Annotated in this window: 18 protein-coding genes and 1 tRNA gene; 8 read left to right on the plus strand and 11 right to left on the minus strand. The window is 68.2% G+C overall.

Features of this window, described 5'->3' with window-relative positions; all coding sequences use genetic code 11:
• The first annotated feature begins 40 nt into the window (after positions 1–40).
• Entirely contained in the window at positions 41–727 is a 687-nt protein-coding gene (locus RS83_RS13655) for a DsbA family oxidoreductase (protein ID WP_045280074.1), read from the plus strand.
• 70 nt (positions 728–797) lie between these two features.
• On the opposite strand, the gene RS83_RS13660 is transcribed toward RS83_RS13655, so the two are convergent.
• The gene (locus RS83_RS13660) at positions 798–1,292 is read right to left on the minus strand and encodes a glutathione peroxidase (RefSeq protein ID WP_045280075.1); all 495 of its coding nucleotides are present in this window, start codon (positions 1,290–1,292) and stop codon (positions 798–800) included.
• A 60-nt stretch (positions 1,293–1,352) separates the two neighbouring features.
• On the opposite strand from RS83_RS13660, the gene dusB reads away from it, so the two are divergent.
• The 5 genes from dusB (at position 1,353) to RS83_RS13685 (ending at position 6,742) form a co-directional block, all read left to right on the plus strand.
• Positions 1,353–2,507 (plus strand): tRNA dihydrouridine synthase DusB, encoded by a 1,155-nt coding sequence (gene dusB / locus RS83_RS13665; protein ID WP_045280076.1) that lies wholly within the window; start codon positions 1,353–1,355, stop codon positions 2,505–2,507.
• A complete protein-coding gene (locus tag RS83_RS13670; protein WP_045280077.1) occupies positions 2,497–3,900 on the plus strand; it encodes a deoxyguanosinetriphosphate triphosphohydrolase in 1,404 nt (467 codons plus the stop codon). The genes dusB and RS83_RS13670 overlap by 11 nt, the downstream gene beginning before the upstream one ends.
• A complete protein-coding gene (gene dnaG, locus RS83_RS13675; protein ID WP_045280078.1) occupies positions 3,900–5,759 on the plus strand; it encodes a DNA primase in 1,860 nt (619 codons plus the stop codon). The genes RS83_RS13670 and dnaG overlap by 1 nt, the downstream gene beginning before the upstream one ends.
• A 36-nt stretch (positions 5,760–5,795) precedes the next feature.
• Complete coding sequence (locus tag RS83_RS13680; protein ID WP_045280079.1) at positions 5,796–6,569, plus strand: ATP-binding cassette domain-containing protein; 774 nt, start codon at positions 5,796–5,798, stop codon at positions 6,567–6,569.
• A 97-nt stretch (positions 6,570–6,666) separates the two neighbouring features.
• Positions 6,667–6,742, plus strand: a tRNA-Asn gene (locus tag RS83_RS13685).
• Between the two features lie 134 nt (positions 6,743–6,876).
• Here the strand turns inward: RS83_RS13685 and RS83_RS13690 are convergent.
• The gene (locus tag RS83_RS13690; protein WP_230113810.1) at positions 6,877–7,383 is read right to left on the minus strand and encodes a septum formation family protein; all 507 of its coding nucleotides are present in this window, start codon (positions 7,381–7,383) and stop codon (positions 6,877–6,879) included.
• Positions 7,384–7,532: 149 nt separating this feature from the next.
• On the minus strand, positions 7,533–8,099 hold the full coding sequence (def, locus tag RS83_RS13695; protein ID WP_082071671.1) for a peptide deformylase: 567 nt from the start codon (positions 8,097–8,099) through the stop codon (positions 7,533–7,535).
• A gap of 63 nt (positions 8,100–8,162) precedes the next feature.
• On the opposite strand from def, the gene RS83_RS13700 reads away from it, so the two are divergent.
• Complete coding sequence (locus tag RS83_RS13700; RefSeq protein ID WP_419760989.1) at positions 8,163–9,185, plus strand: DMT family transporter; 1,023 nt, start codon at positions 8,163–8,165, stop codon at positions 9,183–9,185.
• Positions 9,186–9,207: 22 nt separating this feature from the next.
• Here RS83_RS13700 and pgl read toward each other — a convergent pair whose 3' ends face one another.
• Genes pgl through tkt form a run of 6 tightly spaced genes read right to left on the minus strand, consistent with a single transcriptional unit; the run spans position 9,208 to position 17,318 of the window.
• On the minus strand, positions 9,208–9,987 hold the full coding sequence (pgl, locus tag RS83_RS13705) for a 6-phosphogluconolactonase (protein WP_045280083.1): 780 nt from the start codon (positions 9,985–9,987) through the stop codon (positions 9,208–9,210).
• A gap of 5 nt (positions 9,988–9,992) precedes the next feature.
• A complete protein-coding gene (locus RS83_RS13710) occupies positions 9,993–10,928 on the minus strand; it encodes a glucose-6-phosphate dehydrogenase assembly protein OpcA (protein WP_045280084.1) in 936 nt (311 codons plus the stop codon).
• Positions 10,925–12,472 (minus strand): glucose-6-phosphate dehydrogenase, encoded by a 1,548-nt coding sequence (gene zwf, locus RS83_RS13715; protein ID WP_045280085.1) that lies wholly within the window; start codon positions 12,470–12,472, stop codon positions 10,925–10,927. Before zwf ends, RS83_RS13710 begins: the two co-directional genes overlap by 4 nt.
• 21 nt (positions 12,473–12,493) lie before the next feature.
• A complete protein-coding gene (locus RS83_RS13720; protein WP_045280086.1) occupies positions 12,494–14,101 on the minus strand; it encodes a glucose-6-phosphate isomerase in 1,608 nt (535 codons plus the stop codon).
• Positions 14,098–15,210 carry a transaldolase gene (gene tal / locus RS83_RS13725; protein WP_045280087.1) on the minus strand — a complete coding sequence of 371 codons (1,113 nt, stop codon included), beginning with the start codon at positions 15,208–15,210 and terminating at the stop codon, positions 14,098–14,100. The genes RS83_RS13720 and tal overlap by 4 nt, the downstream gene beginning before the upstream one ends.
• Positions 15,207–17,318 carry a transketolase gene (gene tkt, locus RS83_RS13730; protein ID WP_045280838.1) on the minus strand — a complete coding sequence of 704 codons (2,112 nt, stop codon included), beginning with the start codon at positions 17,316–17,318 and terminating at the stop codon, positions 15,207–15,209. Before tkt ends, tal begins: the two co-directional genes overlap by 4 nt.
• A 243-nt stretch (positions 17,319–17,561) precedes the next feature.
• Between tkt and RS83_RS13735 the strand changes: the two genes are divergently transcribed.
• Positions 17,562–18,482 (plus strand): heme o synthase, encoded by a 921-nt coding sequence (locus RS83_RS13735; RefSeq protein WP_419760997.1) that lies wholly within the window; start codon positions 17,562–17,564, stop codon positions 18,480–18,482.
• On the opposite strand, the gene RS83_RS13740 is transcribed toward RS83_RS13735, so the two are convergent.
• Positions 18,428–18,886, minus strand: coding sequence for a hypothetical protein (locus RS83_RS13740; protein WP_231587788.1), 459 nt, complete (start codon positions 18,884–18,886; stop codon positions 18,428–18,430). The two genes, RS83_RS13735 and RS83_RS13740, sit on opposite strands and share 55 nt — an antisense overlap.
• An 80-nt stretch (positions 18,887–18,966) precedes the next feature.
• The gene (locus tag RS83_RS13745; RefSeq protein WP_045280088.1) at positions 18,967–20,106 is read right to left on the minus strand and encodes a COX15/CtaA family protein; all 1,140 of its coding nucleotides are present in this window, start codon (positions 20,104–20,106) and stop codon (positions 18,967–18,969) included.
• Positions 20,107–20,115: the final 9 nt, after the last annotated feature.

Consider the following 20,115-nt stretch of genomic DNA (forward strand, 5'->3'; position numbering starts at 1 on the left):
CCACGGAATAGCTCAGGGGCGCATGGGGTTGGATGGTGGTGTGAGCCAACCCATCTCGATCGACATCTGGTCCGACATCGCCTGCCCGTGGTGCTACATCGGCAAGCGCAACCTGGAGAAGGGGCTCGAAGCCGTCTCCGCCGACGACGACGCCCCCGAGGTGAACGTCACATTCCACTCGTTCGAGCTGTCTCCCGACACTCCCGTCGACTTCGACGGTGACGAGATCGACTTCCTCGCCGGCCACAAGGGCATGCCCCGCGACCAGGTCGAGCAGATGCTGTCGAACGTGACCGGTGTCGCGAAGGGCGCTGGGCTCGAGTACCGCTTCGACCTGCTGCAGCACACGAACACCGTCAAGGCGCATGAGCTCCTGCACTTCGCGAAGGCTGCCGGCCGGCAGCACGAGATGGAGGAGCGGCTCATGTCCGCCTACTTCACCGAGGGCAAGCACGTCGGCCGCATCGACGATCTCGTGGCTCTCGCCGCCGAGGTCGGACTCGACGCGGATGCCGCGCGCGAGGCACTCGAGTCGGCACGCCACCTGCCCGACGTCCGCCAGGATCAGGATCAGGCCCGCGCCTACGGCATCCAGGGCGTGCCGTTCTTCGTGATCGACGGGCAGTACGGCATCAGCGGCGCCCAGCCGCCTGCAGCCTTCGAGAACGTCCTGCGCGACCTCTGGTCGAAGCGCGGCCAATCCGAAGACCAGGCTGCCGCGGTCTGACACCGCCCACACGAACGCGCCCCCGCCACCTGTCGTCCAGGCGGAGGGGGCGCGTTCTGTCGTCAGGGGGTCAGCGTGTGAGCGCGCCCTCGATCGCGGTGACGATCTCAGGGTCGTTCGGCTTCTGCTTCGGACGGAAGCGGAGCACCTCGCCGTCGGGCAGCACGAGGAACTTCTCGAAGTTCCACTCGACGCGCCCGGCCTTGCCGCCGGCATCCGGGGCCTCCTTGAGCGCCTTGTAGAGGTCTGCGGCGTTCCTGCCGTTGACCTTCACCTTGTCGTTGACGGGGAAGCTCACGCCGTACGTCGTGGAGCAGAACTCCAGGATCTCGTCGACCGACCCGGGCTCCTGGCCGAAGAACTGGTTGCACGGGAACCCCACGACGGAGAAGCCCCGGTCGCCGTACAGACGCTGCAACTCCTCGAGCTGCTCGTACTGCGGAGTCAGCCCGCATTTCGAGGCGACGTTGACCACGAGCACGACATCCGCGCCGAGATCATCGAGGGTCTTCTCATTGCCCTGAGCGTCAGTGAAGGGGATCGAACGGAGGGTGGAATCGGTCATAGTGCACAGCTTAGATCGATGGGGCACCATGGGCTCCGGGTCTGGGAGAATGGACAGGATATGACTCTCGCCACCACCCCCGCACGCACGCTCAGCATCGGTCCGATCGACCTCGATGTGCCGGTCGTCCTCGCACCCATGGCCGGGATCACGAACACCGCCTTCAGACGTCTCTGCCGTGAGTACGGCGCCGGGCTCTACGTGAGCGAGATGATCACGTCCCGCGCCCTGGTCGAACGCAACGAGACGACGATGCGGCTGATCCGGCACCATGAGTCCGAGACGCCTCGCTCGATCCAGCTCTACGGCGTCGACCCGAAGACCATCGCGGATGCCGTGCGCATCATCGTCGCCGAGGACCACGCCGACCACATCGACCTGAACTTCGGCTGCCCGGTGCCGAAGGTCACGCGAAAGGGCGGGGGAGCGGCGCTCCCATGGAAGAGCTCGCTGTTCTCCGACATCGTCACGCAGGCCGTGAAGGCCGCGGGCGACATCCCGCTCACGATCAAGATGCGCAAGGGCATCGATCGTGACCACCTCACGTTCCTCGACGCAGGGCGCGCAGCCGAGGACGCCGGAGTCGCCGCCATCGCGCTGCATGCGCGCACGGCAGGCGAGTACTACTCAGGGCACGCCGACTGGAACGCGATCGGTGAACTCAAGCAGGCCGTCACGAGCATCCCGGTGCTCGGCAACGGCGACATCTGGTCGGCCGACGACGCCGTGCGCATGATGGAGCAGACCGACTGCGACGGCGTGGTCGTCGGCCGCGGATGCCTCGGACGTCCCTGGCTCTTCGGCGAGCTGGCGACGGCCTTCGGCGGCGAGGGCAAGACGGTCGATGCGACACTCGGCTTCGTGGCCGACGCGTTCAAGCGGCACGCGGAACTGCTCGTCGAGTTCTTCGAGGACGAGGATCGCGGGTGCCGCGACATCCGCAAGCACGTGTCCTGGTACTTCAAGGGGTATCCGGTCGGCGGCGACATCCGCACCGGCCTCGCCACGTCGTCCAGCCTCGCCGAGATCGACGAGCTGCTGGCCCGTCTCGACCACTCCGCCCCATACCCCGGTGCCGACGCCGAGGGACAGCGCGGCCGTGCGGGGCACGCCAAGCGCACGGCCCTGCCGGACAAGTGGCTGGAGTCGCGCGAGATCGCGGCGTCGACCTCGGAGATGATGCGTGGAGCGGAGATCGAGAACAGTGGCGGTTGACCCTTCGACCGGTTCGGTGCGCACACGCGCCGACGGCTACGACCCGCGCGATGCGGAGCGCTTCATCGCCGAGAACCACCGGTCGGAGCGCAACGACTTCGCCAGGGACCGGGCACGGGTGCTGCATTCGGCAGCACTGCGCCGACTCGCGGCGAAGACGCAGGTGCTCAGCCCTGCCAGCACCGCCGACTTCGCGCGCAACCGGCTCACCCACTCGCTCGAGGTGGCCCAGGTCGGGCGCGAGCTCGCCACGGCGCTCGGCGTCTCCGCCGACGTCGTCGACACGGCCTGCCTGAGCCATGACCTCGGCCACCCGCCGTTCGGTCACAACGGCGAGCGGGCGCTCAACGAATGGGCGGAGAACATCGGCGGCTTCGAGGGCAATGCCCAGTCGCTGCGCATCCTCACGCGTCTCGAGGCGAAGGTCCTCGACGGTGATGACCACTCCGTCGGACTCAACCTCACGCGTGCGAGCCTCGACGCCACCTGCAAGTACCCGTGGACCGTCGACAGCCCGGTGCCCGACCCGGGAGGGCGCCTGAAGTTCGGCGTCTACCCCGAGGACGAGGCCGTGTTCCGGTGGATGCGCGAGGGAGCCCCAGGACGCCTGCGCTGCATCGAGGCGGAGATCATGGACCTCTCCGATGACATCGCGTACTCGGTGCACGACTTCGAGGATGCGATCGTCAACGGCTACGTCGACGTCGCGCAGCTCTCCGATCCGCGCCAGCATGAGGCGCTTCTCGGACGTATCCAGCAGTGGGTCGGCTACGACTTCACGCGGGATGAACTCGCCGATGCGCTGTACCGTCTGGCCACGCAGTCGATGTGGCTCGGCTCGTTCGACCGCTCCCGGCAGGACCTCGCCCGTCTGAAGAACCTCACGAGCGACCTGATCGGCCGGTTCGCGAAGGCGGCGGTCTCCGCCACCCGCGAGGCGTACGCCGGACCAGCCCTCGTCCGTTACAACGCGCACGTCGTCGTGCCGCGCGTGATCGAGGTCGAGATCGCGGTGCTCAAGGGCATCATGGGCCAGGCCATCGTCACGATCGATGCCCGAAAGGGCGTGTACAAGGAGCAGCGACGGGTGCTGAAGCGCCTCGCCGACGTGCTCTGGTCGACCGACGCACTCTGGTCGGCCGGCGCCGACGTGCTCGAGCCGGCGTTCGCCGCCGACTTCGTCGCCGCGGACACCGACGCAGAGCGTTCCCGTGTGGTCGTCGATCAGATCGCGAGCTTGACCGATCAGAGCGCGATCGACTGGCACAACCGGCTGGTCGGCGAGATCGATCCTGCCGAGGTCGGGATCTGGACGCCGCGCAACGCGCGTCACACTCGTCCTGCAGTGCGAGGCGGCGCCGAGAGGCAGGCCGTCGCCGAAGGAGCCGTCTGATGCCGCGCATCCGACAGGCCGATGTCGACGAGGTCAAGGCCCGCACGAACATCGCCGACATCGTCGGAGAGCGCGTCGCGCTCAAGTCGGCCGGGGTCGGCTCTCTCAAGGGGCTGTGCCCGTTCCATGACGAGAAGAGCCCGAGCTTCCACGTGCGACAGCAGGTGGGCTACTACCACTGCTTCGGATGCGGCGAGTCGGGCGACGTGTACTCCTTCCTCCGCGAGATCGACCACGTCAGCTTCACCGAGGCGGTCGAGCGTCTCGCCGGTCGCATCGGCTACACGTTGCACTACGAAGACGGGGGAGCTGCCCCTGAGACCAGCGGCCGAAGCCGTCTCTACGCCGCGAACACGGCAGCGGCGGAGTTCTTCCGCGCACAGTTGCTCTCGCCCGACGCTGAGGCCGGCCGCCGGTTCCTCGGCGAACGCGGCTTCGACGCGGGTGCTGCCGCGCACTTCGGCGTCGGCTTCGCACCGCGCGGCTGGGACGGGATGCTGAAGGCCCTCACGGCGCAGGGCTTCACGCGCGAGGAGCTCAGCACTGCCGGCCTCGTCTCGACGGGGCAGCGCGGCGTGTACGACCGGTTCCGCGGGCGCCTGGTGTGGCCGATCCGCGACGTGTCAGGACAGACGATCGGATTCGGCGCCCGCAAGCTCTTCGACGACGATCAGGGCCCCAAATACCTGAACACCCCGGAGACGCCGATCTACAAGAAGGCGCAGGTGCTCTACGGACTCGACCTCGCCAAGCGCGACATCGCGAGAGGCGACCCTCGCCGCGTCGTGGTGGTCGAGGGATACACCGACGTCATGGCGTGTCACCTCGCCGGCCTCACGACCGCGATCGCGACCTGTGGCACCGCTTTCGGCACCGACCACATCAAGGTGCTGCGTCGCGTGATGGGCGACGACAACGCCTCGGGTGAGGTCGTGTTCACCTTCGACGGTGACGAGGCGGGGCAGAAGGCTGCGCTGCGCGCCTTCACCGAGGACGATCGGTTCAACGCCCAGACGTTCGTCGCCGTCGCGCCGGACGGCATGGACCCATGCGACCTGCGCCTGCAGCGCGGAGATGCCGCCGTTCGCGGGCTCATGGACGCCAAGGTGCCGATGTTCGAGTTCGCGATCGACCGCAGACTGGCCGGCTTCGACCTCTCGACCGTCGAGGGTCGGGTGGGTGCGCTGCGAGCGGCAGCGCCGATCGTCGCCGAGATCCGCGACCAGCTGTTGCGCCCGGGCTACGAACGCGTGCTCGCGCGGAGGTTGGGGATGGACCCGACCGAGGTGCGTCATGAGGTCGAGCGCGCAGCGCGCGGCGGCTCGTCGGCACCCGCTGCCCGCCGGGAGTCTGCACCGATCGACCCGTCGACCGGCGCTCCGGGCATCGCACCGGTCACCCTCGCCTCGCTGCCAAGGTCGCCGGACGTCGCGGTCGAGCGTGACGCGCTGATGGGTGCGCTGCAGTACGGGCACCAGGTCGATCAGACGCTGCTCAACCGGGCGCTGTCCGCGCCCTTCCGTACCCCCGCGCTCGACGCGGTCCGCGAGGCCGTGGCATCCGCTCCTGATCGCTCGAGGGCCGGATGGGTGACCGAGGCCGTGAACAGTGTGCGCGAGCCCTACCGCTCGCTCGGCGGTGAACTGTTGATGACGCCGTTCCCCGCTCGCGACGAGGAACGAGCGGTCGCCACCGTCGCCGACCTCGCGCGACGCCTCATCCTGCGCCAGCTCGAGGTCGAGAAGCAGGAGATGCTCGGTGCCGTGCAGCGTGTGCCGGCCGATTCCGACGGCGGACGCGCGCTCCGCATGCGGCTGCGTGACATCGACGCCGAGCGTCAGCGGTTCGCCGAGTCGTAACGCGACTCGTCTCCCGCGGCACGGCAGGATGGACTCATGTCCAGACGGCAGGAATCCCTCAACGCGATCGAGTGCTCCGATCTGGTCATCGACCGCATCGGCCACGGGCTGCCGACGCGCGCCGTCGACGGGGTGACGTTCTCGCTCGCCCCCGGAAACCTCATCTGCGTCGCCGGTCCGACCGGGTCAGGCAAGTCGACGCTGGTGGCGGCACTGGCAGGCTCCACCGACCCCTCGGTGAAGATCACCGGAGGCAGCGCGTTCGTGTGCGGTGTCGACGTGCGCCGCCCCGGCCGCAAGCACCGCATCCTCACCTACCGCACCGGCTTCGTCCCGCAGGGCGCCGGCGCTGACCTGCCACCGCGGCTCACGGTGAACGAGGTCATCGCCGAGCCCATCCTGATCCGCGAGAAGCGCGTGAACTCGAAGGCGCTGTCGATCCGCGTTGCAACGCTCCTCGACGAGCTGCATCTCCCGCTCGGCACCGCAGCGAAGTTCCCGTACGAGCTGAGCGCGGGGATGCGCCAACGCGTCGCGATCGCGCGTTCGTTCATCCTGGAACCACAGGTCCTCATCGCAGACGAGCCCCTGGCGAACCTCGACCTCGAGGTGCGGCCGGTCGTCTTCGATGCGATCACGAGGCGCCGCAAAGAGCAGGGGATGGGCGCGCTGCTGGTCACCAACGACGCCGCCTTCATCCGCGAGTTGAACGCCGAGACGCTCATGCTCCGGAGCGGTCATGTGGTCGCGCGCGGGGTCGGCAAGGATCTGCTCTGGGCGCCGAACGCAGAGGCTGACTCGCAGCGCTGACCACGACACGCCCGGCGACCCGGAAAGCGCGCCCGGTGTCACGAGCACGGCTCCGAGTTTGCTAAGCTTGTGGAGTTGCCCGCGCAGCGGAGCACATTCCTCGGTAGCTCAATTGGCAGAGCAGCCGGCTGTTAACCGGCAGGTTCTTGGTTCGAGTCCAAGCCGGGGAGCCAAGACAAGAAGCCGCATCACGTGTTCGCACGGGATGCGGCTTCTTCCCTTTTCGGCGGGCGTTCGCACGACGTTCCGGATGCAGCGGAGGCCCCGTCGAATGAACGACGGGGCCTCCGCTGCGGGTGGCGCCGGCTCAGCGGGCAGCGCCTGCGAGCGAGCCGGTGACCGGGCCGGCAGGGTCGGAGATGACGCACTGCACGATGCGGTCGTTGTACTGGTCCCAGGTGTCCTTGGTCGGGGTGATCGGGTACACATCGAGCGTGGACTCGTCCCAGATGACACCGACGAAGCTGGTGAAGGCGTCGCCGACGCACTCCTGCGACGCGGCATCGACGGCCTCGTCGGAGAACTCGCCGTCGTCCATCGTGATCTCGTAGTAGACCTCTTCGTCGTGCGGCTCGCCGCACGGAACGACGTCGGCGTCCTGGATCAGACCGCTGGCGCTCTCCATCTTGCAGTCGCCGACCTTCAAGGCGAAGATGTCGATGTTCGAGCTCTCGGTGACCTGGCCAGTCTCCTCGTCACGGTCGGCGTCAGCCGGACCGCCGCTGAGAATGCTGTTGATGGCGCTGCAGCCGCTCAGCGCGACAGTGAGTGCCAGGGCAGAACCCGCGAGCACCAGCGCGCGTCGCTTGCGCATTTTCATCATGGTTGTTTCCCCTCCAGAGGCTGTGGTGAGCAGGCTCGAGACACCCGCCTCGAAAACGCTATCCGCCGGAGAGTCTGTGACGCAACTTCAAGAATGCTGTGATTCTGCTGGACGCAGGTCAAGAATGCCCCGCAGGGCGGTCAGCCTTCGAGGTCGTCGACTCCGGGCATCCAGCTGGCGCCGGGGCGGCCCCACCCGCGCTTGCGAGCGATCTTCTGGACGGTCTTCCAGTCGCCGTCCGACAGACGATCGACGTAGAGGATGCCGTCGAGGTGATCGAACTCGTGCTGCATGATGCGCGCACGCCAGCCGTCGACGTCGATCTCGACCTCCTTGCCGTCGAGATCGGTCGCGGTGACGCGGGCTCGCTCGGAGCGGCGCAGCGGGAACCGCTCGCCGGGGAACGACAGGCATCCCTCGGACTCGAGATCGGGATCGGGGCTGCCCGGCTCCGGTGGCGTGATCCAGAGCACCGGGTTGATGAGGACGCCGCGCCACGGCTGATCGTCATCGTCGACGTACGAGTAGGTGTAGATGCGCAGCGGCACGCCGACCTGCGGCGCAGCGAGACCCACGCCGGGTGCGGCGTCCATGGTCTCGAACATGTCGGCGACGAGCGTGCGGACATCGTCCGTGATCTCGTCGACGGCCGAGGCGGGGGAGTGCAGAACGGGGTCGCCCATGATGCGAATCGGAAGTACAGCCACGTCATAACCCTAACGTGCGGGGTACGCCGGGTAGGGTCGTAGGGTGAGCGCAGGGGACTGGAAGTGAACGGTGTCGAAGACGTCGGCGAGCAGCTCGTCGGTGTCTTCCAGAACCCAGGACTGCTGCTCGGCATCCCTCTCGCCCTCGCCGGCGCGGTCTTCATGTCGCTCGGCGCGCAGTACCAGCACCGTGGCGTCGAGAAGGTCGAGCTCCTGAGTGGTGCACAGGGCACGAGCGGGCTCAGCCTCGATCAGCTCCGTCGCCTGCTGACGAGACCGTCGTGGCTCATCGGCACGCTCATGCTCGGTCTCGCGATCGTGTGTCAGCTCGCCGCGCTGGTCCGGGCCCCACTCATGGTGGTGCAGCCGCTCGGCGCGATCGCGCTGGTCATCACGACCCTGCTCAACGCTCGGATCTCCGGCCACTCGCCGACGAAGAAGTCGATCAGGGCCATCGTCTGCTGCGTCGGCGGTATCTTCCTCTTCGTCTTCTTCGCCGCGCTCTTCGCCACGGAGCAGGAGGTGGCGGACCGTGAGCTCTTCGTGATCCTCGCGCTGCTCCTCGTGGTCATCATCGTGCTCGGCGCCTGCTGGCTGATCCTCCGTCAGCGGATGCGTGCGCTGTTCTACGTCATCGGCGCCGGCATCCTGTACGGTTTCGTCGCGACGCTCGCGAAGGTCGTCATCAAGCGCATCGAGGCCGGTCACTTCGAGTGGATCACGGCGGTCTGCGTGCTGGCGCTGGTCGCCGCAGCCGCGGTCGGTGCGTACTTCGTGCAGACGGCGTACAGCTCCGGACCGCCGGACCTCGTGATCGCCGGTCTCACGGTCGTCGACCCGCTCATCGCCGTGCTCATCGGCATGGTGATCCTCGGCGAAGCTGCTGCTGCACCGCCGTGGGCGCTCGTGATCTATGGCGTCGCCGGCGCGATCGCCGTCTTCGGGGTCGTCGAACTCGCCCGCTATCACCCGCAGGTGATCAGCGAGAGTCAGGATCTCGGCATCGTCCGAGGCAGCGACGGTTCGACCAACGGGCAGCGTCCGGACAGCGACGGCCAGCGCCCTGAAGCGCCGAACGCCGGCTAGCGGCCGGCGTTCGGCGGGAAGCTCAGTACGCGGGGTCGATCAGGTCGGGCGAGACCTCGGATGCCGCTGCCTCGTCGACGAAGAACACCGTGCGCTTGCGTCCCTTGGCGCCGGCCGCTGGCACACTCGTGTAGCTCGCCCCGGCGAGGGCGAGGCCGAGCGCTGATGCCTTGTCGGCGCCGGTGAGCACCAGCCAGACGCGCTTCGAGGAGTTGAGGACGGGCCTGGTGAGCGTCACGCGCTCCGGCGGGGGCTTCGGGGAGTTGCGAACCGGCAGCGCGGCCACGTCGGTGACGGTGACCTCTTCGCGATCGGGGAACAACGATGCGATGTGTCCATCCGGTCCGACCCCGAGGAAGCAGACCGCGAACGACGGCCACGCGTGCTCCTCGGTTCCGAACTCGGCGAGCTCTGCCGCATAGGCCGTCGCGGCCTCGTCGAGGCTGAGCCCGCTGTCGGAGGCGGCGACCTCGTGCACGTTCTCAGCAGGCACCGGGATGTGATCGAGCAGCGCCGCGCGCGACTGCAGGGCGTTGCGGTCGGCGTCATCGCGTGCGACGAACCGTTCGTCACCCCACCAGAAGTGCACGAGCGACCAGTCGATCTTCGCTGCGCGAGGGTGCTCAGCCGCAGCGCGCAGCACGGCCGCGCCCATCGACCCTCCGGTGAGGGCGATGTGTGCGATGCGTCCGTTCCGGGTGCGCGCACGCACCCGGGTCAGGAAACGATCGGCCACGCTGGTCGCGAGGGCTGCGGGGGTGGCTTCGACCACGACCCGCTTCTCTGCGGACGGTGCCTGCATCTGACTCACGCTCCTGTCTCGGGCGGACCCAGCTTCTCCCAGCCCTCCGCGATCACTCGACCGTACAGGAGGTCGGGGTCGAGACGACGCAGCTCCTCCGCGAGGCACTCACGCAGCGTCCTCCGCGGCAGGTGCAGGTCGTGGTTCGGCTGACCGGGCTGTGTGAGCACCGCGACGCCCGGCGTCGGACGCTCGAGCAGGATGTCGCCGTCCGCCCGGGTGAGGCGCACCGACTTGATGCCCTCCTCCCAGCTCTTCGGGTCTTCGTACGACCAGACCACTGGCATTTCGAGCGCCATCTGCAGCCACGCCGCGAGCAAGGCGGTCGACGGCGAGGCGGCCGCGCCACGGACCTCGACACCGGTGATCTCCTCGTACGGCGGCTGGTCGAGCACGGCCGCGAGCTGCTCACGCCAGTGCGTGAGCCTCGTCCACGCGAGGTCGGTGTCGCCGGGAGCGTGCGTCTCGCCCAGCAGAGCCAGACGGTCGCGCACATCGGTCGCCGTGGCGGCATCCGTGATCCGGCGCTGGGCGATCTTGCCGAGCGGCGACTTCGCCGGTGCGTACGGCGCCTCTTCCGGCCACCATGCGACCACAGGAGCGTCCGGAAGTAGGAGGCCCGTGATGAGGCTCTCCTCGTTGCTCGCGGCGTCGCCGAAGGCGCGGAGCACCACGACCTCGCTCGCGCCGGCGTCGCCGCCGACACGGATCTGCGCGTCGAGGCGCGATTCGCCCTCACCGGTCGTGAGCACGATGACGCGCATCGGGTGCTCGCGGGATGCATCGTTGGCGGCGTCGATGGCCGCCTCGGCCACGCCGTTTCGCGCCGAGATGACCAGGGTGAGCACGCGTCCGAGGGCGACAGCGCCGCCCTCTTCGCGTACCTTCACCAGCTGCTTCGCGACCTGGCTGACCGTCGTGTCGGGAAGGTCGATGATCACGGGCGTCTCCAGACTCGTCCGTCGCGGGCAAGCAGGTCGTCGGCAGCTGCCGGTCCCCACGAGCCTGGCGCGTACTGTTCGACTGGACCGCCCTCGGCAGCCCAGAACTTCTCCACCGGGTCGAGGATCTTCCAGGAGAGCTCGACCTCTTCGTGCCGCGGGAACAGCGGCGGGTCGCCCAGGAGGACGTCGAGGATCAGCCGCTCGTACGCTTCGGGGCTCGCCTCGGTGAACGCGTGCCCGTAGCCGAAGTCCATCGTGACGTCGCGCACGTTCGTGCCGTTGCCCGGCACCTTGGAGCCGAAGCGGATGGTCACGCCCTCGTCGGGCTGCACACGGATCACGAGGGCGTTCTGGCCGAGTTCCGAGGTGTTGCTGCGCCCGAAGAGATGTTCCGGCGCGCGCTTGAACACGACGGCGACCTCGGTCACACGACGGCCGAGACGCTTCCCGGTGCGCAGGTAGAAGGGCACACCCGACCAGCGGCGGGTGTCGATCTCGAGCTTGATGGCCGCGTACGTCTCCGTGGCGGACTCAGGGTTCATGCCCTCCTCGTCGAGGAAGCCGGTGACCTTCTCGCCGCCCTGCCACCCGCCCGCGTACTGACCGCGGGCAGTCGCCTGGGAGAGGTCGTCCGGCACGTGCACAGCGGCAAGCACCTTCTCCTTCTCGGCACGCAGGTGCTCGGCGGAGAGGCTGATCGGCTCTTCCATCGCGGTGAGAGCGAGCAGCTGCAGCAGGTGGTTCTGGATGACGTCGCGTGCTGCGCCGACGCCGTCGTAGTAGCCGGCGCGTCCGCCGACGCCGATGTCCTCGGCCATCGTGATCTGCACGTGGTCGACGTAGTTGCGGTTCCAGATCGGCTCGTACAGCTCGTTCGCGAAGCGCAGCGCCAGGATGTTCTGGACCGTCTCCTTGCCGAGGTAGTGGTCGATACGGAAGATCGAGTCGGCGGAGAACGCCACCTCGAGTGCCTTGTTCAGCTCGCGGGCGGATTCGAGATCGTGACCGAACGGCTTCTCGATCACGACGCGACGCCAGCGATCCTCGCCCTCTTCGTCGCCGACGAGACCGGAGTCCTTGAGCTGCTGAGCGACCACCGCGAACGACTTCGGCGGGATCGACAGGTAGAAGGCGTGGTTCCCCATGGTCCCGCGCTCCACGTCGAGCTGATCGACGGTCTCGCGGAGCTTGACGAACGACTCCGGATTGTCGAACTCGCCGGACACGAAGCGGATGCCCTGCAGCAGCTGCTCCCACGTCTCCTCGCGGAACGGGGTGCGTGCGTGCTGCTTGACCGCGTCGTAGACGACCTTGGCGAAGTCCTGGTCCTCCCAGTCCCGTCGGGCGAACCCGACGAGAGCGAATCCGGGAGGGAGGAGTCCGCGGTTGGCGAGGTCGTAGACCGCGGGCATGAGCTTCTTGCGTGAGAGGTCCCCGGTGACGCCGAAGATCACCAGGGCGCTGGGCCCTGCGATCCGGTTCAGGCGGCGATCGTCAGGGTCACGCAGCGGGTTGTGCCCGCGCGAGATGGGAACAGACATCGGTGAGGGATACTCCTGCGGTTACTTCTGTGCGGCTTCGAAGAGGGCGAGCACGTCGGCCGAGGAGTCCGTGATCGTCAGGGACACGACGGGACGGCCGTGCTCGGCGAGGACCGCGGCATCGCCCGCGGCCTGCGCCTCGATGAGCTGCCCGAACGTGAAGGGGCGCTCGGGGATCTCGAGGTCGACGTCGGTGCGCTCGAGGATCTGCAGGAACACGCCCTGCGCCGGTCCGCCCTTGTGGTACTGGCCGGTCGAGTGCAGGAACCGCGGGCCCCAGCCGAACGTCGTCGGACGACCGGAGTCGGCGGCGACCAGCTCTCGGAGACCCTGCAGCTGCGGGACCTCGAGGCGGTTCACGTAGGCCTGGATCGACACGTAGCCGTCATCGGCCAGCTGCGCCCAGAGCGCGTCGAGCACGCCTTCCACGGTGCCGGATGCCGCGAGGGCCGCGTCGGAGACACGCACCTCGACGCCGTTCTCGACGAACGCAGGAGCGGTGGGCTCAGGCCGTGCGTCGAGGAGGCCGCGTGCCGCGACCTTGGCCGACTCCACGTCCGGCTGGTCGAAGGGATTGATGCCGAGCAGGTGACCGGCGATCGCCGTGGCGTACTCCCAGACCATCAGCTGCGCGCCGAGGCTGCCGCTCACGAGGATCTCGCCCTGATGACGTTCGTGCAGGTGGAACTCGTTCGCGTCGTCGACGAGACGGACGATCTGGAGATCCGACGGCACGGCGTCGAGCTCGGGGGAGACCGGAAGGAGCACGACCGGGAGGATACCGGTGCCGTCCTTTCCGGTGGACTCGGCGATCAGCTGCTCGATCCAGTCGGGCAGGCCCTTGATGTGGGTGCCGTCGGTGATCAGGCCGAGCTTGTCGCGCCGCGGGTTCGTCGCCGCGATCGCGGCGGCGAGGCGGAGCGCCGGGTTGTCGGCCGAGTCGATCGCGACCTCGAGCAGCGAGGCCTCTGCCTCGTTCAGCAGCTCGTCGATGTCGACGCCGGCAAGGCCGGAGGGCACGAGACCGAAGGCCGTGAGCGCCGAGTAGCGGCCGCCGACGTTGGGGTCCGCGTTGAAGACGCGGTAGCCGGCCTCACGTGCCGACGTGTCGAGCGGGGAACCCGGGTCGGTGACCACGATGATGCGCTCGGTCGGCTCGATGCCGAGGTCGCGGAACGCCGCCTCGAAGGTGCGTCGCTGCGAGTCGGTCTCGACCGTGGAGCCGGACTTCGACGAGACCACGAGCGCTGTGTCGGCGAGTCCCTCGTCGAGCGCTGCCAGCACCTGGCCGGGCGCGGTCGAGTCGAGGATCGTCAGCGGCACGCCGGCCGTCTGCGCGATGACCTCGGGTGCGAGCGAGGATCCGCCCATGCCGGCGAGCACGAAGCGGGTGACGCCCTTGGCGGCCAGCTCGTCACGAAGCGCGGTGATCTCGGCGACCAGCGGGCGCGAGACCGTGACGGCCTCGATCCAGCCGAGGCGGACAGCCGCCTCGGCCTCTGCCGCCGGGCCCCAGAGCGTGCTGTCGCCGCCGGTGAGGCGCGACGCGATGAGCTCGCTGACCAGACGGGGGACCGTCTCGTCGATCGCGGCGCGCGCGGCGCCGGACGTGTGGATCGAGAAGGTCATCGCTGCGCCTCCAGCGCCTCGGACACCTGCGCCAGCAGATCGTGCCAGGAATCGATGAACTTCGCGACGCCCTCGTCCTCGAGCACCTGGGTGACATCGGTCAGGTCGACGCCGACAGCGGCGAGCTGGTCGAACACCTCGTGGGCCTCTGCATAACCGCCGGTGATCGTGTCGCCGGTGATCACGCCGTGGTCGAAGGTGGCCTCGAGGGTCTTCTCCGGCATGGTGTTCACGACGCCATCGGCCACCAGCTCGGTCACGTAGAGCGTGTCGGGCAGGTTCGGGTCCTTGACGCCGGTCGAGGCCCACAGCGGACGCTGCAGGTTCGCACCGAGCTTGATGAGGTCCTGCGCGCGCTGCTCGCCGAACTTCTGCTCGAAGAGCTCGTAGGCGAGACGCGCGTTCGCGAGACCGGCCTTGCTCTTGAGCGCGAGTGCCTCGTCGGTGCCGATCGCCTCGAGGCGCTTGTCGGTCTCGGTGTCGACCCGTGACACGAAGAACGAGGCGACCGAGTGGATGCTCGACAGGTCGAAGTCGGCGCTGTGCGCACGCTCGAGGCCGGTCAGGTACGCGTCGATGACCTCTGCGTAGCGCTCCAGGCTGAAGATCAGGGTGACGTTGACGCTGATACCGGAGGCGATGGCCTCGGTGATCGCGGGGAGCCCTGCCTTGGTCGCCGGGATCTTGACGAGCAGGTTCGGGCGGTCGACCTTGGCCCACAGCTGCTTCGCGGACGCGACGGTGCCCTCGGTGTCGTGTGCGAGGTCGGGGGAGACCTCGATCGAGACCCGGCCGTCGACGTGACCTGACTGCTCCCACACGGGGCGGAAGATGTCGAGCGCTGCGGCGACGTCCTGCGTCGTGGCGGCAAAGACGGCATCTTCAGCGCTGGTGCCGGCGGCGGCGAGCTCGGTGAGCTGCGCGTCGTAGGACGTGTCGTTCTTGTCGGTGATCGCGTTCGCGAAGATCGTCGGGTTTGTGGTGACGCCAACGATGTTGCGCGACTCGATGAGCTCGGCGAGGTTGCCCGTCGAGATGCGCGAGCGGGAGAGGTCGTCGAGCCAGATGCTGACGCCGGCGGCGGCGAGCTGTGCGGTGGGGGTGCTCATGCGTTCTCCTTGGTGCTGTTGGCCGCGAGGGTCTCGCGGACGGCCGCGATGACGGCCTCGGTGGTGATGCCGAACTTCTCGAACAGGGTCTTGTAGTCGGCGGAGGCGCCGAAGTGGTCGATGCCGACGGAGCGGCCGCGGTCGCCCACGATGCCGCGCCAGGTGAGCACGGAACCGGCCTCGACCGAGACGCGGGCGGTGACGGATGCCGGGAGGACCGACTCGCGGTACGCCTCGTCCTGCTCGTCGAACCACTCGAGCGACGGAGCCGACACGACACGGACGCCGATGCCCTCGGATGCCAGTGCTGCGCGGGCCTCGACGGCCAGCTGCACCTCGGAGCCGGTGGCGACGATGATCACATCGGGGGTGCCCTCCGGTGCCTCGGCGAGCACGTATGCGCCCTTGGCGGTGTTGGATGCGGCAGCGAAGGTCTCGCCGGATGCCGCGCCGTCTCCGCGCTCGAACACCGGGATGTTCTGGCGGGTCAGGGCGATACCTGCGGGGCCCTCCTGGCGACGGAGGATCTCGAGCCAGGCTTCGGCGGTCTCGTTGGCATCCGCCGGGCGGACGACCGCGAGGTTCGGGATCGCACGGAGCGTCGCGAGCTGCTCGATCGGCTGGTGGGTCGGTCCGTCCTCACCCAGGGCGACCGAGTCGTGCGTCCAGACGAACACGCTGGGCACGTTCATGAGAGCTGCGAGACGGACTGCGGGACGCATGTAGTCGCTGAAGATCAGGAAGGTGCCGCCGAACGCGCGGGTCGGGCCGTGGAGCACGATGCCGTTGACGATGGCGCCCATGGCGTGCTCGCGGATGCCGAAGTGCAGCACGCGACCGTAGGGGTTGCCCGACCACTCGTGGGTCGACCATTCCTCGGGGATGAAGGACGCTGCACCCTTGATCGTGGTGAGGTTCGACTCGGCGAGGTCGGCCGAGCCGCCCCAGAGCTCGGGGAGCTGCGCGGCGAGGGCGTTGATGACCTGGCCGGACGCGGCGCGGGTCGAGACGTCCTTGCCTGCCTCGAACACCGGGAGAGCGGTCGAGATGTCAGACGGCAGCTCGCCGGCCTCGAGGCGGTCGAGGAGCTGCTTGCGCTCCGGGTTCGCAGCAGCCCAGGCATCGAAGGCGGTCTGCCACTCGGCGCGTGCGTCGGCTGCGCGGGCGACCAATCCACGGGTGTGGGCGATCACGTCGTCGGCGACCGCGAAGTGCTGCTCCGGGTCGAAGCCGAGCACCTTCTTGGTGGCGGCGAGCTCGTCTGCGCCGAGCGCGGAGCCGTGGATCTTGCCGCTGTTCTGCTTGCCGGGCGAGGGCCAGCCGATGATGGTCTTGAGGATGATGAGCGAGGGCTTCGAGGTCTCGCCCTTGGCGGCCTCGATCGCCGCATACAGCTCTGCGACGTCTTCGACGTACTCGCCCGACTTCTTCCAGTCGACGACCTGCACCTGCCAGCCGTACGCCTCGTAGCGCTTGGCGACATCCTCGGTGAAGGCGACGTTGGTGTCGTCCTCGATCGAGATCTGGTTGGAGTCGTAGATGGCGATCAGGTTGCCGAGCTGCTGGTGACCGGCGAGCGAGGATGCCTCGCTGGTGATGCCTTCCTGCAGGTCGCCGTCACCGGCGATCGCGTACACGAAGTGGTCGAACGGGCTCGTGCCGGGCGCCGCGTCCGGGTCGAACAGACCGCGCTCGTACCGGGCGGCATACGCGAAGCCGACGGCGGACGCGAGGCCCTGGCCGAGGGGACCGGTCGTGATCTCGACGCCCTTGGTGTGGCCGTATTCCGGGTGACCGGGAGTGAGCGAGCCCCACGTACGCAGAGCCTTGAGGTCATCCAGCTCGAGGCCGAACCCTCCGAGGTACAGCTCGACGTACTGCGTGAGGGAGGAGTGTCCCACCGACAGGATGAAGCGGTCGCGGCCGAGCCAGTCGGTGTCGGTCGGGTCGTGGCGAAGCACGCGCTGGTAGAGGAGGTAGGCAGCGGGAGCAAGGCTCATCGCGGTGCCGGGGTGGCCGTTCCCGACCTTCTCCACGGCGTCTGCCGCCAAGATCCGCGCGGTGTCCACCGCGCGTCGATCGATTTCTTCCCACTGCAATTCCGACACGTCCATGCCCTTTCCGACAGTTTCAAGGGCGCCGTTATTCCCTGGCGCATCCGCATCTGCCCACACAGGACCACCTGATGGAAGAAGGGGATCACAGCGCTGGGCGCGAGTGATTTCAGCATAGCGCTGTGCCCTTTCCGTCTGACGCTGTCTTACGTCCTGCGGCAGCGGTGGGCGGGGACGGAGCGGGCAGTCGCGGTGCCCTAGACTGGAAGGGCTGTCATGACGCGTGTGGAGGAGGCGATCGAGATCTCGACGATGTCTGATCAGACCGTGAGGACGCAGTCCGTCGGTCGCACGGTGAAGGCCTACGTCGCCCTCACGAAGCCGCGCGTCCTCGAACTGCTGCTCGTGTCGACGGTTCCGGTGATGTTCCTCGCCCAGGGTGGACTCCCCGACATGTGGCTCGTCCTCGCGACGGTCATCGGCGGGTCCCTGAGCGCCGGCTCAGCCGCCGCGTTCAACATGTACCTCGATCGCGACATCGACGCCCACATGCACCGCACCGAGAACCGTCCGCTCGTGACGGGCGAGATCTCGCCGCGCGGCGCGCTGATCTTCTCCTGGACGCTCGCGGTGCTCTCCACCGTCTGGCTGTTCTTCACGACGAACTGGTTGGCAGCGGCGCTCTCCGCCGGCGCCATCTTCTTCTACGTCGTGATCTACACGATGATCCTCAAGCGCCGTACCGAGCAGAACATCGTCTGGGGCGGCATCGCCGGCTGCTTCCCGGTGCTGATCGGCTGGGCCGCGGTGACCGGTTCGCTGGACTGGCCGGCATTCATCCTGTTCCTGCTGATCTTCCTCTGGACGCCGCCGCATTACTGGCCGCTGTCGATGAAGTACCGCGACGACTACGACGATGTCGACGTGCCCATGCTCGGCGCCACGCGCAATGCCTCGCAGGTCGGCCTCCAGGTCATCCTGTACGCCTGGGCGACCATCGCCTGCTCGCTGCTGCTCGTGCCGATCGCGAACATGGGCCTCGTCTACACCGTCTCAGCGCTCGTCTTCGGAGGCTGGTTCCTCTACGAGTCGCACCGTCTCTACAACCAGGCGGTGCGGGGGAACGAGGCGCGGCCCATGCGTGTGTTCCACGCCTCGATCACCTACTTGACGTTGATCTTCGTCGCGGTCGCGGTCGATCCGCTGCTTCCGTTCTGATCCTCATCGTCCTCGGTCCGCTCGACGATGGTCGCGTCGGCATCCGTTGACGCGGACGTGACCGTCTCGACGACGGCGTCTGCGCCTGCCTGAGGAGCGTCGTCCTGGACGGCCCAGTCGATGGGCTCGACGACCACCGGGGTCGGCGTCGGGATGAGCGCCTGCACTGCGGTGAGGGCGATCGCGATCAGGATGCCGATGATGCCGGCGCCGAGCACCGCGGCTCCGACGACCACGAGTGACTGACCGACGTAGACCTCGACGCCGGTCGCTGTGCCGTCGGTGAGGGTGGTGGTCATCGTGCCGAGCTGGCCCGAGATGAGCCACGCTCCCACACCGGTCGCCGCGAGGGACAGGGCGAGGAGGAGCCAGAAGCCGATGCTGCGTGTCAGTGACTTGTTCATGGCCACCACGTTCGCCCACGCGTCGATGAACGCGTGATGCGCGAGCTATGGATCGCCTGTGCGGCGATCCGACGGGAGGCTCAGCGGGCGGTCTCCACCGGCCGCTTCAAGTGCAGCACGACCACGGTGTAGGTCGCTGCGGAGAGTGAGGCGAGCACCATGTGGATCCCGACGAGCAGAGGAGGGAGCCCGTCACGCGCCTGCAGCACGCCGACGGCGACCTGCACCGCGATCGCCACGATCAGCACGAGCAGCCACTTGCGCGGCTCGAGACGGAGCACCCAGGCCGAGATCGTCAGCGCCAGGACGAGCACGGCCAGAATGTAGCCGGGCCAGGAGTGCACGTGCGCCAGCACTGTCGCGTCGAAGCCGTGGCGGAGCACGTCGGGGTCTCCGGAGTGCGGACCGGAGCCGGTGGTGAGCACACCGAACAGGATCGTGACCGCGAGTGCGAGTCCGGTGACATGGCTGAGGATGCTGAACCACGCGGGCACGGCGCGCTCGCGCGGGCCGGGAGCCGCGGACAGGCGCACCAGGAACGCGGCGGTGACGCACACGAGCAGCAGTGACGAGGTGTAGTGGAAGCCGACGATGAACGGGTTCAGCCCGGTGAGCACCGTGATGCCGCCGACGAGCGCCTGTGCGACGACGCCCGCCAGGACGATCCATGCCAGGGCGACGAGGTCGCGTCGGGCGGCGGTCGTACGCACCGAGTAGACCGCGGCCGCGACGATGGCGAGGAGGAGGACGCCCGTGGCAAAGGGAAACGCGAGGAGAGCCGGTCCTGCTGCAGCCAGGCCGTAGAAGAAGGTCGCGACGAAAAACGTGAGAGCGGCCCCGGCGATGCCGCCGACAGCGAACCACAATGCGCGGACGAGCCCGCGCTTGCCGCTGAAGTGATGCAGCACGAGGAGCACGACTGCGAGGGCGATGATGCCGACGACGCCCGTCATCAGGCGGTTGCCGAACTCGATGAACCCGTGGATGCCCTGATCGGCGTAGATCGGAACGAGCGATTCCGGCGTGCAGAGCGGCCACTCGGAGCATCCGAGGCCCGATCCGGTGAGGCGAACCGCGCCACCGGTCCCGATGATGATCGTCTCGCTGATGAACGACAGCCACGCGAACACGCGCAGCGCGCGGCTCCAGAGGGTGCGGTGCGTCATCGGAGCGCGAACGCCGGCGGCGTCGGTCGAGGAGGAGATCGTCGTGTCGGGCATGGGGCCTCC

The sequence above is a fragment of the Microbacterium oxydans genome (genome assembly GCF_000956525.1).
Lineage (GTDB): Bacteria > Actinomycetota > Actinomycetes > Actinomycetales > Microbacteriaceae > Microbacterium > Microbacterium oxydans_A.

Bases quoted from the DNA above. Each gene is read 5' to 3' on its own strand.
- RS83_RS13660 (WP_045280075.1), bottom strand. From the start codon at position 1,292: ATGACCGATTCCACCCTCCGTTCGATCCCCTTCACTGACGCTCAGGGC.
- dusB (WP_045280076.1), top strand. From the start codon at position 1,353: ATGACTCTCGCCACCACCCCCGCACGCACGCTCAGCATCGGTCCGATC.
- dnaG (WP_045280078.1), top strand. From the start codon at position 3,900: ATGCCGCGCATCCGACAGGCCGATGTCGACGAGGTCAAGGCCCGCACG.
- RS83_RS13680 (WP_045280079.1), top strand. From the start codon at position 5,796: ATGTCCAGACGGCAGGAATCCCTCAACGCGATCGAGTGCTCCGATCTG.
- RS83_RS13690 (WP_230113810.1), bottom strand. From the start codon at position 7,383: ATGCGCAAGCGACGCGCGCTGGTGCTCGCGGGTTCTGCCCTGGCACTC.
- pgl (WP_045280083.1), bottom strand. From the start codon at position 9,987: ATGCAGGCACCGTCCGCAGAGAAGCGGGTCGTGGTCGAAGCCACCCCC.
- zwf (WP_045280085.1), bottom strand. From the start codon at position 12,472: ATGTCTGTTCCCATCTCGCGCGGGCACAACCCGCTGCGTGACCCTGAC.
- RS83_RS13720 (WP_045280086.1), bottom strand. From the start codon at position 14,101: ATGACCTTCTCGATCCACACGTCCGGCGCCGCGCGCGCCGCGATCGAC.
- tal (WP_045280087.1), bottom strand. From the start codon at position 15,210: ATGAGCACCCCCACCGCACAGCTCGCCGCCGCCGGCGTCAGCATCTGG.
- RS83_RS13740 (WP_231587788.1), bottom strand. From the start codon at position 18,886: ATGAACAAGTCACTGACACGCAGCATCGGCTTCTGGCTCCTCCTCGCC.
- RS83_RS13745 (WP_045280088.1), bottom strand. From the start codon at position 20,106: ATGCCCGACACGACGATCTCCTCCTCGACCGACGCCGCCGGCGTTCGC.